Below are 14,823 nucleotides of genomic sequence, written 5' to 3' on the forward strand. Positions count from 1 at the left end.
CTCCGCTTCGTCGTAGCCGACGTGTGCTGGGAATGGGTGGGAAACGTGAACCTCACCGGGATCGACCATCGCCCGAACGGCCCGCCGGTCCTGCCCGGGTCGACCCGTCACCGCCGCTGCGGCACCCTCGCCGGAGCCATGGCGGGAGCCGTCCTCGCGCTGCTGCTCGGTTACCTTCCCGGGGTCCGGCTGGGACTGCCGGGCCGGCCGACCGGCCCCACCGGACCGCAGCTCCGGTGGACCTTCACCGCCGCCGACGAGACCTACGCTGGGCCGGTCGTCGCGGCCGGCACGGTCTATCTCGGCAGCGCCGACGGCACCCTCTACGCGCTCGACGCCGCGACCGGCACCGTCCGCTGGACGCATCCGGTCCCCGAACCGGACACCACCCTGACGATCGCGGACGGCGTCCTCTACCTCGCCGGTTCCGAGCTGCTGTACGCGCTCGACCTCGACACCCACCGGATCCGCTGGAGCTACCGGGTCGGCGGCAGTCTCCGCTCGACACTGAGCGCGGCCGACGGGCTCGTCTACGTCGCCGACCAGCACGGCAGCCTCGGCCCGAGCCTCTACGCGCTGGACCAGGCCACCGGCCAGCTCCGCTGGAGCCGCAACCTGGGCCGCTCGGACGGTACCGGTCCGACGGTGGTGCACGGCGTCGTCTACGTCGGCGGCGACCGTACGCTGTACGCGCTCGACGCGGGTACCGGTGCCGTCCGGTGGAGCTATCCCGGGCTGCCGGGCCCGGTGGGTGCCGCCCCGGTGGTCTCGGAGCGGGCCGTGCACATCACGGCCGCCGCCAGCTACCTGGGGGCCTTCGACCTGTCGGACGGCCGGAAACTGTGGAGCCACGAGTCCGATCTCGTGTCCACCCCGGTCGTCCGGGACGACACCGTCTACGTGCCGTTCGGCACCGGCTGCTGTTTCGATCGCTGGCGTACCAACGCCTATCGGGCGTCGACCGGCGAGTTGCTCTGGTCGACGGCGTTCCACGCGTCCGAGCTGGTCAGCGCCGGTGCGATCCTCTACTCCAGCGCGGCCGGCGACGGCACGGTGTACGCGTTCGATCCGGCGACCGGCCAGGTGGGCTGGCGCTTCGCGGCCGGGGACCGGAACTCGGGAGCGCCCGCCGCGACCGGCGACACGGTCTACGTGGCCGACGGCGAGCAGACCCTCTTCGCGGTCCGGGCCCCACCGCCGCCACCATGGCAGTGAGAGCCACCGCTCGCAGCACCGCCGTACCGCCGCGCCCGGGTACGGTTCAGCGGATGCTGCGGCGCAGCGTACGCAGGCGCCGGCCGCTGGCCCGGTTCGGTCCGCCGGCCGCGTCGGCGAGCAGGTCGGCCAGGTCGTCGAAGCCGTCCCGGACCAACCCGACAGTGAGCCGGACGTGGTCGGTGCCGAGCGGATCGATCTCGAACGGGGTGCCGGGGGCGACCGCGATCCCGTGCGCGGCGAGCGAGAGCATCGCCTGCTGCTGGTCGCGTACCGGAATCCACATGTTGATCCCGTCCGGGGCCGGAGCGTCGACACCCCGGTCGGCCAGCGCGGCGGTGAGCAGGTCGCGGCGGCGGGCGTACTCGCGGCGGGCGCCGGCCAGCACCCGGACCGTCGCCGGATCGGTGAGCAGGTCGAGCAGCACGGCCTGGAGCACCCGGCTGGACCAGCCGGGGCCGAGCAGGCGCCGGTCGGCGACCGAGGCGACCAGCGCGGCCGGCCCGCCGACGGCGGCGAGCCGCAGGTCGGGGCCGTGGCTCTTGGAGAAGCTACGGATGTGCACCACCTGCTCGGGCAGCCACTCGCCGAGCGAGACCGGCGGGGCGGAGGCGATGTCGCCCGCGTGGTCGTCCTCGACCACCACGACCGTGCCGCCCAGCGGGTGCCCGGCGAGCACGCTGGCCAGCTCGGCGGCGCGCTCCGGCGTCATCGAGATGCCGGTCGGGTTGTGCGCCCGGGGCTGGAGCAGCAGCGCCACCGGGGCCCGGTCGAGCCCGGCGGCGAGCGAGGCCGGCGCGATGCCGGACCCGTCCAGCGAGACCGGCACCGGTACCGCACCGACGGTGTCGAGCAGGTCGAGCAGGGGTGGAAAGGCCGGGTTCTCCACGAGTACCCGGTCGCCGAGCCGGACGGCCACTGCGATCAGCCGGTCCAGCGCGTCCAGTGCGCCGTCGACCACGGTGAGCTGCTGCGGTGGAAAGGGCCAGCGGTCCCGGAGTACTACCTCCAGACGGGGCAGCACCGGCTCTTCCAGGTACGAGGTGGTGAGCCGGGTGTCGCCGATCCGGCGCAGCGCGGGCGCCAGGTCCGGCAGCAGGTCGTGATCGGGTACGCCGGTGGAGAAGTCGTGCGGCAGCGTCGCCGGCCTGGCGGTGAGCCGGGCGTACCGGAGGCTCTGCCGGAGCCGGTTGGGTGGCAGCACGAAGGTGCCGGAGCGACCCCGGGTCTGGATCGCGCCGGCGCTGGCCAGCGAGCGCCACGCCTCGCTGACCGTGGTCGGGCTGATCCCCAGTTCCCGGGCGACGGAGCGGACCGTCGGCAACCGGGTGCCGGCCGGCAGCTCGCCGGTACGGACCAGCCGGCTCACCGCCGCGGCGACGCCCCGGGCCGTACGGTCGTCGATCGCACCGGCGATGAGCTGCAGCATGTTACTTCTCCGAAAAAATCAGTAACAAATTGGCCATTGTCCGCCCCGACTTGTGTCACTAAAGTCCTACGCCATCCGGTCGGAAAATCAAAGGTCACACAAGGTCATCGCAAGGTCAGCAGGCTCTCCACCGACGAGCACCACCAGCGGGCACGGTGCCGAGGAGGTTCGACCATGGCAGAGATCATTCGCGCGGCCCTGGTGCAGACGAACTGGACCGGCGACAAGGAATCGATGATCAAGGCGCACGAGGAGTACGCCCGGCAGGCCGCCGCACAGGGCGCCAAGGTCATCTGTTTCCAGGAGCTGTTCTACGGCCCGTACTTCTGCCAGGTGCAGGACCAGGGCTACTACGCGTACGCCGAGTCGATCCCCGGGCCGACCACGGAGCGGTTCGCCGCGCTCGCCGCCGAACTCGGCATGGTGATGGTGCTGCCGATGTACGAGCAGGAGCAGCCCGGCGTGCTCTACAACACCGCCGCGGTGGTCGACGCCGACGGCAGATATCTCGGCAAATACCGGAAGACGCACATCCCGCAGGTGAAGGGGTTCTGGGAGAAGTTCTACTTCCGCCCCGGAAATCTCGGATATCCGATCTTCGACACCGCCGTGGGCCGGATCGGCGTCTACATCTGCTACGACCGGCACTTCCCGGAGGGGTGGCGGGCGCTCGGCCTGGCCGGCGCCACCGTGGTGTTCAACCCGTCGGCGACCAGCCGGGGCCTGTCGGCGTACCTGTGGAAGCTGGAGCAGCCGGCCTCGGCGGTGGCGAACGAGTATTTCGTCGGCGCGATCAACCGGGTCGGGGTGGAGGACCTCGGCGACAACGACTTCTACGGCACGTCGTACTTCGTGGACCCGGAGGGGCAGTTCGTCGGGGAGGTCGGCGACGACCACGCCCCGGAACTGATCGTCCGGGACCTCGACCTGGGCCTGCTCGCCGAGGTACGCGACCGGTGGGCCTTCTACCGGGACCGCCGCCCGGACGCGTACGGCGGCCTCGTCCAGCCCTGAACAGGAGGCACGCCATGGCACTGCTGGTCAGTGGGGGCACCGTCGTCGGGGCGACCGGCACGCATGCCGCCGACATCCTGGTCGACGGCGAGACCATCGTCGCGCTCTTCGCACCCGGGCGGGCGCCGGACGGCGACCACCAGGTCGTCGACGCCACCGGGAAGTACGTCATCCCCGGCGGGATCGACGCGCACACCCACATGGAACTGCCGTTCGGCGGCACCAACGCCTCCGACACCTTCGACACCGGCACCCGGGCGGCCGCGTACGGCGGCACCACCACCATCGTCGACTTCGCGGTGCAGCGCACCGGCGAGGTGGTGCAGGACGGGCTGGCCGCCTGGCACGCCAAGGCCGACGGCAACTGCCACGTCGACTACGCGTTCCACATGATCCTCGGCGGGGTCGACGACGACGCGCTCAAGGCGATGGACATGCTCGTCGCCGACGAGGGGATCAGCAGCTTCAAGCTCTTCATGGCGTACCCGGGGGTGTTCTACTCGGACGACGGACAGATCCTCCGGGCGATGCAGCGGGCCCGGGAGAGCGGCGCCATGATCATGATGCACGCCGAGAACGGCATCGCGATCGACGTACTCGTGCAGCAGGCCCTCGCCCGGGGCGAGACCGACCCGATCCACCACGGCCTGACCCGGCCGGAGGCCCTGGAGGCGGAGGCGACGCACCGGGCGATCCGGCTCGCCGAGGTGGCCCGGGACTGCCCGCTCTACATCGTGCACCTGAGCGCCAGCCAGGCCCTGGCCCAGGTCGCGGCGGCCCGGCACGCCGGCCGGAACGTCTTCGCCGAGACCTGCCCGCAGTACCTCTACCTGACCCTGGAGGACCAGCTCGGCGCACCGGGCTTCGAGGGCGCCAAGTGGGTCTGCTCGACGCCGCTGCGCAGCAAGCACGAGTCGCACCACCGCGACCTCTGGCAGGGGCTGCGCAGCAACGACCTGGCGGTGGTCTCCACCGACCACTGCCCGTTCTGCTTCAAGGACCAGAAGGAGCTGGGGCTCGGCGACTTCTCCAAGATCCCGAACGGGATCGGCGGGGTGGAACACCGGGTCGATCTGCTCTACCAGGGCGTGGTGGACGGCAAGCTGACCCTGGCGCGCTGGGTGGAGACGATCGCCACCACCCCGGCCCGGATGTTCGGGCTCTATCCCCGCAAGGGGGTGCTCGCCCCCGGCTCCGACGCCGACATCGTCGTCTACGACCCGGCCGGCCGGACCAGCATCGGCGTCGGTACCCACCACATGAACATGGACCACTCGGCGTACGAGGGCTACGAGATCGCCGGCCGGGTCGACACCGTGATCAGCCGGGGCAGCGTACTGGTCGCCGACGGGGCGTACCACGGGCGGCGCGGGCACGGGCGCTACCTGCGGCGCGGACTGTCGACCTACCTGAACTGAGGTGGCGTGATGCGGGAGATCCCACACTGGATCGACGGGGCCGAGGTCGCCGGCACCGGGGACCGGTGGCTGCCGGTCTACGACCCGGCGACCGGAGAACGGCAGGCCGTGGTGGTCGCCGCCACCGACGCCGAGGTACGCGCCGCGGTCCGCTCCGCCGCCGCCGCGCAACCGGCCTGGCGGGCGGCGTCGCTGTCCCGGCGCGCCGAGGTGATGTTCCGGTTCCGCGACCTGGTGGACGCCAACCGGAAGGAGATCGCCACCCTGCTCTCCGCCGAGCACGGCAAGACGGTGGCCGACGCGGCCGGCGAGCTGGCCCGGGGTCTGGAGAACGTCGAGTTCGCGGCCGGCGCCCCGCACCTGCTCAAGGGCGGCTACAGCGAGCAGGCCGCGACCGGGGTGGACGTCTATTCGATCCGGCAGCCGCTCGGGGTGGTCGCCGGGATCACCCCGTTCAACTTCCCGGCCATGGTGCCGATGTGGATGTTCTGTACCGCGCTGGTCGCCGGCAACACCTTCGTGCTCAAGCCGAGCGAGAAGGACCCGAGCGTCTCGCTGCTCCTGGCCGACCTGCTGCGCCGGGCCGGGCTGCCGGACGGGGCGTTCAACGTCGTCCAGGGTGACCGGTCGGCGGTCGAGGCGCTGATCGCCGACCCGGACGTGGCCGCGCTCTCCTTCGTCGGCTCCACCCCGGTCGCCAGGTCGATCTACACCGCCGGCACCGCCGCCGGCAAGCGGGTGCAGGCGCTCGGCGGGGCCAAGAACCACATGGTGGTGCTGCCGGACGCCGACGTCGGGGCCGCGGCCGACGCCGCCGTCTCGGCCGGGTTCGGGTCGGCCGGGGAGCGCTGCATGGCCGTCTCGGTGGTGGTCGCGGTCGGCGCGGTCGCCGACCCGCTGGTCGAGGCGATCTCGGAGCGGATGGCGCGGATCCGGGTCGGCCCGGCCAGCGACCCGGACGCCGAGATGGGGCCGCTGATCACCGGCGAGCACCGGGACCGGGTGCGGGCCTACCTGGACCGGCCCGGCGGCCGGGTGGTGGTGGACGGCCGGGCGTTGCCGGCCGCCGACGGGCCCGGGTTCTTCCTCGGCCCGTCCCTGGTGGACCACGTCGCGACCGACTCCGGCTACTACCTCGACGAGATCTTCGGGCCGGTGCTGTCGGTGGTCCGGGTGGACAGCTACGCCGAGGCCCTTGCACTGGTGAATTCCAACGAGTACGGCAACGGCACCGCGATCTTCACCCGGGACGGCGGCGCGGCCCGGCGGTTCCAGTACGACGTGGTCTGCGGGATGGTCGGGATCAACGTGCCGATCCCGGTGCCGGTCGCCTACTACAGCTTCGGCGGCTGGAAGTCGTCGCTCTTCGGCGACCTGCACATGTACGGCCCCGAGGGGCTGGCCTTCTACACCAGGACAAAGGTGGTCACCTCGCGCTGGCCCGATCCGGCCTCAAGCGGAGTCGACCTCGGCTTCCCGAGGGTGCGGTGAGCGGCTGATGGACATCGGGGTGGTCTTCCAGTGCGACCCGCCGGCCCGCGAGGTGGTGGCGCTGGCGAAGCGGGCCGAGGCGGCCGGCTTCAGCCACGTCTGGACGTTCGACTCGCACCTGCTCTGGCAGGAGCCGTTCGTGATCTACTCGCAGATCCTCGCCGAGACCGAACGGGTGACGGTCGGCCCGATGGTCACCAACCCGGGCACCCGGGACTGGACCGTCACCGCCTCCCTCTTCGCCACCCTCAACGAGATGTACGGCAACCGTACGGTCTGCGGGATCGGCCGGGGCGACTCGGCACTGCGTACCCTCGGCTATCCGCCGACCACCATCGGGGAGCTGCGGGACTGCGTGACGGTGATCCGGGAGCTGGCGCACGGCCGGACCGCCGACTACCGGGGGCGGCAGGTGCGCTTCCCGTGGGTCTCCGGTGGGGCGCTGGAGATGTGGATCGCCGCGTACGGGCCCCGGGCGCTGGCGCTGGCCGGCGAGGTCGGCGACGGCTACATCCTGCAACTCGCCGACCCGGACATCGCGGCCTGGATGATCGGCACGGTCCGGCGGGCCGCCGAACGGGCCGGCCGGGACCCGGCGGCGATCACGTTCTGCGTCGCCGCACCCGCCTATGTCGGTGCCGACCTGGCGCACCAGCGCGACCAGTGCCGGTGGTTCGGCGGGATGGTCGGCAACCACGTCGCCGACATCGTCGCCCGGTACGGCGCCGGCGGCTCGGGTGCGGTGCCGAGAGCGCTGACCGACTACATCGCCGGGCGGCGCGGCTACGACTACGCCGAGCACGGCCGGGCCGGCAACACCCACACCGACTTCGTACCGGACGAGATCGTCGACCGGTTCTGCCTGCTCGGGCCGGTCTCGGCACACCTGGAGAAGCTGGCCGCGCTGCGGGAACTCGGCGTCGACCAGTTCGCCGTCTATCTCCAGCACGACGACAAGGAACACACCCTGGCCGCGTACGGCGAGTCGGTGATCCCGGCGCTGGCCGGGGCGCCGCCGCGGGCACCGGCACCCCGGACCGGTCCCGACGTGCCGGCGACGGCGGGCTGAGCGCGGCATGCCGGCGAGTGGCGGTTGGCGGGGCCGGGGCCGGGTGGTCGCCGGCACGCTCGGTGCGACGCTGCTCGGCGTACTGCTCTGGGAGGGTTACAAGGCGGTCGGCGATCCGGACGGCACGACGCTGTTCGGGGTACGGCTGCTGCCCCGGGCCGACGACGGGGCCATGCCGCACGTCGCCGAGATCCTCGGCCGGTTCGCCGATCCCGAACTGGCCGGTGGCGAGCCGGTCGGCCTGGTGGTGCTGCGGGCCGCCGCGTTCACCCTGCGCGCCGTGGCGGCCGGCTTCGCCGTGGCGGTGCTGGTCGGCGCCGTACTGGCGGTGCTGATGCAGCGGTTCCGGGTCGCCGAGCGGGGCCTGCTGCCGTACGTGGTCCTCTCCCAGACCGTGCCACTGATCGCGCTGGCCCCGGTGATCGCCGGCTGGGGCGGGCAGTTCAGCATCGGTTCCCGCCCGTGGCAGCCGTGGATGTCCGTGGCGACCATCGCGGCGTACCTGGCGTTCTTCCCGATCGCGGTGGGGCTGCTGCGCGGACTCCAGTCCCCGGCCCCGATCGCCGAGGAGCTGATGCGCAGCTACGCGGCCGGCTGGTGGCGCACGCTGGTGAAACTGCGGCTGCCGGCGGCCCGACCCTACCTCTTCCCGGCGCTGCGGCTGGCCGGCGCGGCGGCGGTGGTCGGCGCGGTGGTCGGGGAGATCTCCACCGGTACCCGGGGCGGCATCGGCCGGCTGGTCGTCGAGTACGCCCGGGAGGCGACCACCGACCCGGCCAAGGTCTACACCGCACTGCTCGGTGCGGCGCTGCTCGGGCTGGTCGTGGCCGGCGCGGTCGGCCTCGCGGAACTGCTGTTGTCCCCCCGACGAAGGGCCTCGACGCGGTGACGGAGATGGAGACCGGTGCGGTGACCGATCGGGCGCCCGAGGCGGTGACCGACCGGGCCGAGACCGAGGCGGTGGTCGACCGGCGGGCCGAGGCGGTGACCGATCGGGTGGTGGCGTCGACCGGCGGCCCGACCCCGGGCGGTCGCGCCGGGCGGCCGGTCGCATCCGGCCCGGCCGTCGAGCTGGCCGGGGTGACGAAGGTGTTCAACGCCGGCCGCCCGGACGAGGTCACCGCGCTCGACGGCGTCGACCTGACGGTCGGCCGGGGCGAGTTCGTCAGCCTGATCGGGCCGTCCGGCTGCGGCAAGTCCACCCTGCTCCGGCTGGTGGCCGACCTGGTGCCGCCGACCGGCGGGACGGTACGGGTGGCGGACCGGTCGGCCCGGCAGGCCCGGCGGGACCTGGCCTACGGCATCGCGTTCCAGCAGGCCGGGCTGCTGGACTGGCGGACGGTGGCCCGCAACGTGGAGCTGCCGCTGGAGCTGCGCGGCCTGTCCCGGCGGGACCGGCAGGCCAAGGCGCGGGAGATGCTGGAACTGGTCGGGCTGGCCGACTTCGCCGGACACTATCCGGACCAGCTCTCCGGCGGCATGCAGCAGCGGGTGGCGATCGCCCGCGCGCTCGCGGTGGACCCACCGCTGCTGCTGATGGACGAGCCGTTCGGGGCGCTGGACGAGATGACCCGGGAACGGTTGCAGGACGAACTGCTGCGGATCTGCGCCCGCAAGGGCACCAGTACGGTCTTCGTCACCCACTCGATCCCGGAGGCGGTCTACCTGTCGGACCGGGTGGTGGTGATGTCCGCCCGGCCCGGCCGGATCGTCGAGATCGTCGGGGTGGAGCTGGGGGAGCGGACCGAGGCGACCCGGCAGTCGGCGGCGTTCTTCGCCGGCATCACCCGGGTCCGGCAGGCGCTGCGGGGCACGCCGGGGTCAGCCCCACCAGCGCCAGGGTCAGCCCCGCCGATGGGCGCGGACCCTGCTGCCGCCGGAGCACCGGCATGACCGGCGGCGCCGCCAGGCTGGTCCGGTCCGCCTGGCCGCCGCTGCTCTTCGGGGTACTCGGGCTGGTGCTCTGGGAGCTGACGGTCACCCTCGGCCGGGTGGCTCCGTTCCTGCTGCCGGCGCCGTCCCGGATCGGCGTCGAGTTCTGGGACAACCGGGTCACCATCTGGCAGGTCGGACTGGCCAGCGGCGGCAACGCCGGGATCGGGCTGCTCCTGGGCGCGCTGGCCGCACTCGGCGCCGCCATGCTGGCCAGCCGGTTCGGCTTCCTGGCCGAGGTGTCGCTGCCGGTCGCGGCGGCGCTGAACGCGCTGCCGATCATCGCGCTGGCCCCGATCCTGAACAACATGTTCTCCTCGACCAGCAGCATCCCGCGCCGGCTGGTGGTGGCGATCGTGGTCTTCTTCCCGGTCTTCCTCAACACGCTGCGCGGGCTGGCCGAGGTCAATCCGGTGCACCGGGAGCTGATGGCCAGCTACGCGGCCGGTGGTTGGGCTTTCACCCGGCTGGTCCGGCTGCCCAGGGCGCTGCCGTTCGTCTTCACCGGACTGCGGCAGGCCGCCTCGCTCTCGGTGATCGCCGCCGTGGTGGCCGAGTACTTCGGCGGGCGGCAGGACGGGCTCGGTTCCCGGATCACCTCGGCCGCCTCGTACACCGCGTACCCGCGCGCCTGGGCCTTCGTGCTCGGGGCCTGCGTACTCGGTCTCGTCTTCTATCTCGCCGCCCTCGGCCTGGAACGCCTCGCGATGCCCTGGCGCGCGCGGCGGCCGGGCTGAGTCCCGACCCGCCTGGCCCTCGCCCGCCCGGCGCAGCCCGACCCCGGGGCCGACCGGCTCCGAACGGAGTTCACCGCTGGAGGAACGATGCGAACATCGGCACGTCTGCTTCCGGGTTTCGGCGGCCACCTCGGCCGCGGCCTCGTCGCCGGAATACTGACCGTCGCCCTGTTGACCGGCTGCGGCACGGCGGACACCGCCGGCACCCCGCGCACCGGGGCGGGCGGGACCACCAAGGTCCGCCTGCAGTTGCAGTGGTTCGTCCAGGCCCAGTTCGCCGGCTTCATCGCCGCCGCCGACCAGGGCTTCTACGCCGAGCAGGGCCTGGACGTGCAGATCCTGGAGGGCGGCGTCGACATCGTGCCGCAGACCGTGCTGGCCCAGGGGCAGGCCGACTTCGCGGTGGCCTGGGTGCCGAAGGCGCTCGCCTCCCGGGAGCAGGGCGCCGGGATCACCCAGATCGCGCAGATCTTCCAGCGGTCCGGGACCTACCAGGTCAGCTTCGCCGACAAGAAGATCGCCTCGCCCGCCGACCTGCGGGGCAAGAAGGTCGGCAACTGGGGGTTCGGCAACGAGTTCGAACTCTTCGCCGCGATGACCAGGGCCGGGCTCGACCCGGGCCGGGACGTCACGCTGGTGCAGCAGCAGTTCGACATGCAGGCGCTGCTGCGCGGCGACATCGACGCCGCCCAGGCGATGAGCTACAACGAGTACGCCCAACTGCTGGAGGCGAAGGACCCGAGGACCGGCCAGCTCTACCGGCCGGAGGCGTTCACCGTGCTCGACTGGAACACGGTCGGCACGGCGATGCTCCAGGACGCGGTCTGGGCCAGCAGCGAGCGGCTGTCGAACGACAAGGCGTACCAGGAAACCGCGACGAAGTTCCTGGCCGGCACCCTGAAGGGGTGGATCTACTGCCGGGACAACGTGCCGCACTGCCGTGACCTGGTGGTGAAGCGGGGCTCCAAACTGGGTGCCAGTCACCAACTGTGGCAGGCGAACGAGGTCAACAAGCTGGTCTGGCCGTCGCCGGGCGGGATCGGGGTGGTCGACGAGGCGGCCTGGAACGCCACCGTCGACCTGGCGCTGACCACCCGCAACCAGGACGGCAAGACGGTGCTGTCCAAGCGGGCGGAGCCGACCGCGTACACCAACGACCACGTCCGGGCGGCGCTGGACCACCTCCGGGCGGCCGGCCTCGACGTGACCGGCACCGGGTACGAGCCGATCACGGTCACCCTGAACGAGGGCGGCGCCTGAGCGGACACCTCGGCGCTCGGGGTGGCTTCTCCGGTCGGTGGTCCACCGGGCGGGGCACTCCGGGTGCCGATCGGGGCTTGTGGTAAAACCTACTAAGCAGATAGGTTTTATGGGCTACTCTCACCGGTAGTCGAACACGTGCCCAGAGGACCGAAAATGATCTCCATTTCTTCGAACCCGTTGACCGGGCCGGACCCGCTGGCCGTCGCCCGCCGGTACGCGGCGGACGCGGCCGGCCCGGCCGGCTGGCCGGTGCCGCTGCGCTTCGATCCGGTCGCGCGCTGGTACCACCGCCTGGCCAGCGCCACCGACCACGAGGTGTGGCTGCTCACCTGGCTGCCCGGCCAGCACACGGACCTGCACGACCATGGCGGATCCGCCGGCGCCTTCCTGGTCGCCGCCGGAACGCTGGTCGAGGAGACCGTGGCGCGCGGCCGGCTCCGCCCCCGCCAGCTCGGCACCGGCACCGGCCGCCGGTTTGGTGCCCGGCACGTGCACCGGGTGGCCAACAACGGCGACCGACCCGCGGTGAGCGTGCACGTCTACCGTCCCGCGCTGCGCAGCATGACCCGCTACCGGCTCGACGGCGGGCGGCTGCGGGTCGCGGACGTCGCCGAGGCGGGAGTCGCCTGGTGACCGGGTGCGGCATCCGGTGCGGGTTCGGGGCCCGACACGACGGAAGGACAGCACGGTGAACCTGACCAACCTCCGGGAGCCGGTCGACGGCTGTCGTCGAGCGCAGGCCCCGGCCGGTTCGCGGAGTATCGACGAGATCCTCGCCGCCGCCCGGGCGCGGCTGCGCCGCCTGGAACCGGAGGCGGGGCATCTCGCCGCCCGCGCCGGTGCGGTGCTGGTGGACATCCGCCCGGCCGCCCAGCGGGCCGCCACCGGATCGGTCCCCGGCGCGCTGGTGGTGGAGCGGAACGTCCTCGAGTGGCGGTTCGACCCGCGCAGCTCCGCCCGGCTCCCGCTCGCCGACCGGTACGACCTGCCGGTCATCGTCTTCTGCCAGGAGGGCTACACGTCGTCACTGGCCGCCGCCGCGCTCCAGGATCTCGGCCTGCACCGGGCCACCGACATCGTCGGCGGATTCGTCGCCTGGCGCGGGCTCGGGCTGCCCGCCTTCGGGCCGACCGACGTCTACGCCCAACCCGATCTCGCCCTGCCGGTGATCCCCCGGCGGGCGCTCACCTGACCCGCGCGCCACCGCACGCGGGCGGACCGGACCAACGTCCCACGAAGGAGTTCCCATGTCGGTCGTCGCCATCCACCCGCGTACGCCGTCACCGGCCGGACCGGGCCGGGCCGCCTCGGCCCGGCGCCGGTCGCCGGCTGCCGAGACCGCGCCGGTCATCCGGGTCACCGTCGACCTCCCGCTGGTCGGCGGGCGGGTCACCCCGGAGCTGGCCCTGCTGCTGGGACTGGTCCGGGAACTGCGCGACCAGGGCGCCGACGTGGCGACCGAGACCCACCTGCCGGGCCGGGCCGGCACCGATCCCGGCCTGCCAGACCCGGTGCTGCCTGACCTGCCGGACTCGCTGCTGGCCGACGGTGCCACCTCGGTGCTGCCCGGTGTCGCCGGGTCAGCGTTGCCCGATCTCGCCGGGTCGGTGCTGCCCGGCGTCGCTGGATCGGGCCTGCCGGGCCTGCCGGGCCTGCCGGAGCCGGTCCTGGCCGGTGTCGTCGATCCGGCCTCCGGGGTCGCCGAGTCGGCCCACGCGGCGGACTCCGGGGCCGGGACGACCGGTCCGGGCGGCGCCGCCGGGTCGGCGACCGGTCCGGGCGGCGCCGGTACCGGGGCGCTGCGGGTGCTCACCGGGCCCCGGGTGGTGCTCCAGGGCGGGCGACCCGTCCCGTTCACCCGGCTGGAGTTCGACCTCCTGGTCTTCCTCGCCCGCAACCCTCGCCGGGTGTTCACCCGGTTGCAGTTGCTCAGCAACGTCTGGGGGTACGAGCACGCCGTCGCCCGCACCGTCGACGTGCACGTACGCCGGCTGCGGGCCAAGGTGGCCCGGTCGGTGCCGCTGGTGACCACCGTGCACGGGGTCGGCTACCGGCTCGCCGACGACGCCCCGGTACGGATCGACGACGGTGCCTGACCGACGGGGTGCGGGGCTGGGAGCGGTGGAGTCCGGAAGCGCCGGCTCCGGTCCGGCGGTCAGGGCGGCTGCGGTCCGGCGGTCAGGGCGGCTGCGGTCAGCCCAGCAGGGCGGCGATCGCGGCGAGTGAGACGGCGGCGGCGATGGTAGAGAGCACCACGACGTCCCGGGCGTGCGACTGGGCCTGCCGGTAGTGGGTGGCGAAGACGAAGACGTTCTGCGCGGTCGGCAGGGCCGAGGTGACCACGGCGGCCAGTAGGGCCGGCCCGGTCAGGCCCAGCGCGTACCGGGCGATCAGGTACGCCACCACGGGTTGCACGACGATCTTGAGGGTCACCGCGACGTACCGCTGCGCGGCGCCGGGGCCGACCGCCAGGGGGCGACTTCCGGGCAGCGACATGCCGAGCGCGATCAGGGCCAGCGGGACGGCGGCCGAACCGACCAGGTCGAACGGGCGCAGCAGTTCGGCCGGTGGCTGCCAGCCGGAGACCGAGACCAGCAACCCGCCGGCCGAACCCAGCATGATCGGGTTTCGGGCCGGCAGTAGCGCCAACCGGCGTACGGACAGGCCCCGGTCGGTGGTGGTGGCGTCCAGCACCCCGAGTGCCAGGGGGGCCGCCACCAGCACCTGGAAGATCAGCACCGGGGCGACGAAGGAGACGTCGCCCAGCACGTACGCGGCGACCGGCAGCCCGAGGTTGGCCGCGTTGACGTACGACGCGGACATTGCCCCGACGGTCGACTCGCCGACCGGGCGGCGCCAGCCGAAGCGCGCGACGAGGAGATAGGCCGCCGCTACGATCAGGGTGCTCAGCACGAACGCGGCCAGCGCCGGGGTGAACAGATCGGCCACTGTGGACCGGGCCAGGGTGCCGAAGAGCAGCGCGGGCGTGGCGATCAGGAAGACCAGCCGGGCGATCACCGCGGTGCCGTGCGGGCCGAGCAGGTCGTGCCGGCCGACGAGGTAGCCGACCAGGGTGACCGACCAGATCACCGCGAACCCTGTCACCACACCCCGCATGTTGACCATCCTGCCGGGTGTGCGGGGCGCGGCGTGATCTGGTACTAAGAGCGAGCAAGTGATTCCGGTGAGTTTGTCGATTGTCACATTCATGCATCGTCGTGTCCCCTTGACCCTCGCCCCGGTGGCCGGAAGCAT

General features: G+C 72.8%; 13 protein-coding genes and 1 pseudogene. 12 read left to right on the forward strand and 2 right to left on the reverse strand.

Annotation, left to right across the window (positions count from 1 at the left end; translation table 11 throughout):
* The first annotated feature begins 36 nt into the window (after positions 1-36).
* Positions 37-1,215 carry a PQQ-binding-like beta-propeller repeat protein gene (locus tag AAH979_RS28620; protein WP_346261230.1) on the forward strand — a complete coding sequence of 393 codons (1,179 nt, stop codon included), beginning with the start codon at positions 37-39 and terminating at the stop codon, positions 1,213-1,215.
* 46 nt (positions 1,216-1,261) lie between these two features.
* On the opposite strand, the gene AAH979_RS28625 is transcribed toward AAH979_RS28620, so the two are convergent.
* Complete coding sequence (locus tag AAH979_RS28625) at positions 1,262-2,644, reverse strand: aminotransferase class I/II-fold pyridoxal phosphate-dependent enzyme (protein WP_346261231.1); 1,383 nt, start codon at positions 2,642-2,644, stop codon at positions 1,262-1,264.
* 174 nt (positions 2,645-2,818) lie between these two features.
* Here AAH979_RS28625 and AAH979_RS28630 point away from each other — a divergent pair, with 174 nt between their 5' ends.
* The 11 genes and pseudogenes from AAH979_RS28630 to AAH979_RS28680 all read left to right on the forward strand — a co-directional run.
* On the forward strand, positions 2,819-3,658 hold the full coding sequence (locus AAH979_RS28630) for a nitrilase-related carbon-nitrogen hydrolase (protein ID WP_346261232.1): 840 nt from the start codon (positions 2,819-2,821) through the stop codon (positions 3,656-3,658).
* Between the two features lie 14 nt (positions 3,659-3,672).
* Positions 3,673-5,076, forward strand: a complete 1,404-nt coding sequence (gene hydA, locus AAH979_RS28635) for a dihydropyrimidinase (protein WP_346261233.1) — start codon at positions 3,673-3,675, stop codon at positions 5,074-5,076.
* A 9-nt stretch (positions 5,077-5,085) separates the two neighbouring features.
* Positions 5,086-6,567 carry a CoA-acylating methylmalonate-semialdehyde dehydrogenase gene (locus AAH979_RS28640; RefSeq protein ID WP_346261234.1) on the forward strand — a complete coding sequence of 494 codons (1,482 nt, stop codon included), beginning with the start codon at positions 5,086-5,088 and terminating at the stop codon, positions 6,565-6,567.
* A gap of 7 nt (positions 6,568-6,574) precedes the next feature.
* On the forward strand, positions 6,575-7,636 hold the full coding sequence (locus AAH979_RS28645) for a TIGR03842 family LLM class F420-dependent oxidoreductase (RefSeq protein WP_346261235.1): 1,062 nt from the start codon (positions 6,575-6,577) through the stop codon (positions 7,634-7,636).
* 7 nt (positions 7,637-7,643) lie between these two features.
* A complete protein-coding gene (locus AAH979_RS28650) occupies positions 7,644-8,525 on the forward strand; it encodes an ABC transporter permease subunit (RefSeq protein ID WP_346261236.1) in 882 nt (293 codons plus the stop codon).
* 5 nt (positions 8,526-8,530) lie between these two features.
* Positions 8,531-9,529, forward strand: a complete 999-nt coding sequence (locus AAH979_RS28655; protein WP_346261305.1) for an ABC transporter ATP-binding protein — start codon at positions 8,531-8,533, stop codon at positions 9,527-9,529.
* The gene (locus tag AAH979_RS28660) at positions 9,526-10,305 is read left to right on the forward strand and encodes an ABC transporter permease subunit (protein WP_346261237.1); all 780 of its coding nucleotides are present in this window, start codon (positions 9,526-9,528) and stop codon (positions 10,303-10,305) included. The genes AAH979_RS28655 and AAH979_RS28660 overlap by 4 nt, the downstream gene beginning before the upstream one ends.
* A gap of 87 nt (positions 10,306-10,392) precedes the next feature.
* Positions 10,393-11,565, forward strand: a complete 1,173-nt coding sequence (locus AAH979_RS28665; RefSeq protein WP_346261238.1) for an ABC transporter substrate-binding protein — start codon at positions 10,393-10,395, stop codon at positions 11,563-11,565.
* A 156-nt stretch (positions 11,566-11,721) separates the two neighbouring features.
* On the forward strand, positions 11,722-12,201 hold the full coding sequence (locus AAH979_RS28670) for a cysteine dioxygenase family protein (RefSeq protein ID WP_346261239.1): 480 nt from the start codon (positions 11,722-11,724) through the stop codon (positions 12,199-12,201).
* Between the two features lie 127 nt (positions 12,202-12,328).
* Positions 12,329-12,760 (forward strand): rhodanese-like domain-containing protein, encoded by a 432-nt coding sequence (locus AAH979_RS28675; protein WP_346261306.1) that lies wholly within the window; start codon positions 12,329-12,331, stop codon positions 12,758-12,760.
* Positions 12,761-13,388: 628 nt separating this feature from the next.
* Positions 13,389-13,664 (forward strand): annotated as a pseudogene (locus AAH979_RS28680) (winged helix-turn-helix domain-containing protein); the annotation flags it as partial.
* 97 nt (positions 13,665-13,761) lie between these two features.
* Here AAH979_RS28680 and AAH979_RS28685 read toward each other — a convergent pair.
* Complete coding sequence (locus AAH979_RS28685) at positions 13,762-14,685, reverse strand: AEC family transporter (RefSeq protein ID WP_346261240.1); 924 nt, start codon at positions 14,683-14,685, stop codon at positions 13,762-13,764.
* Positions 14,686-14,823 lie beyond the last annotated feature (138 nt).

This window comes from Plantactinospora sp. ZYX-F-223, assembly GCF_039649625.1.
Lineage (GTDB): Bacteria > Actinomycetota > Actinomycetes > Mycobacteriales > Micromonosporaceae > Plantactinospora.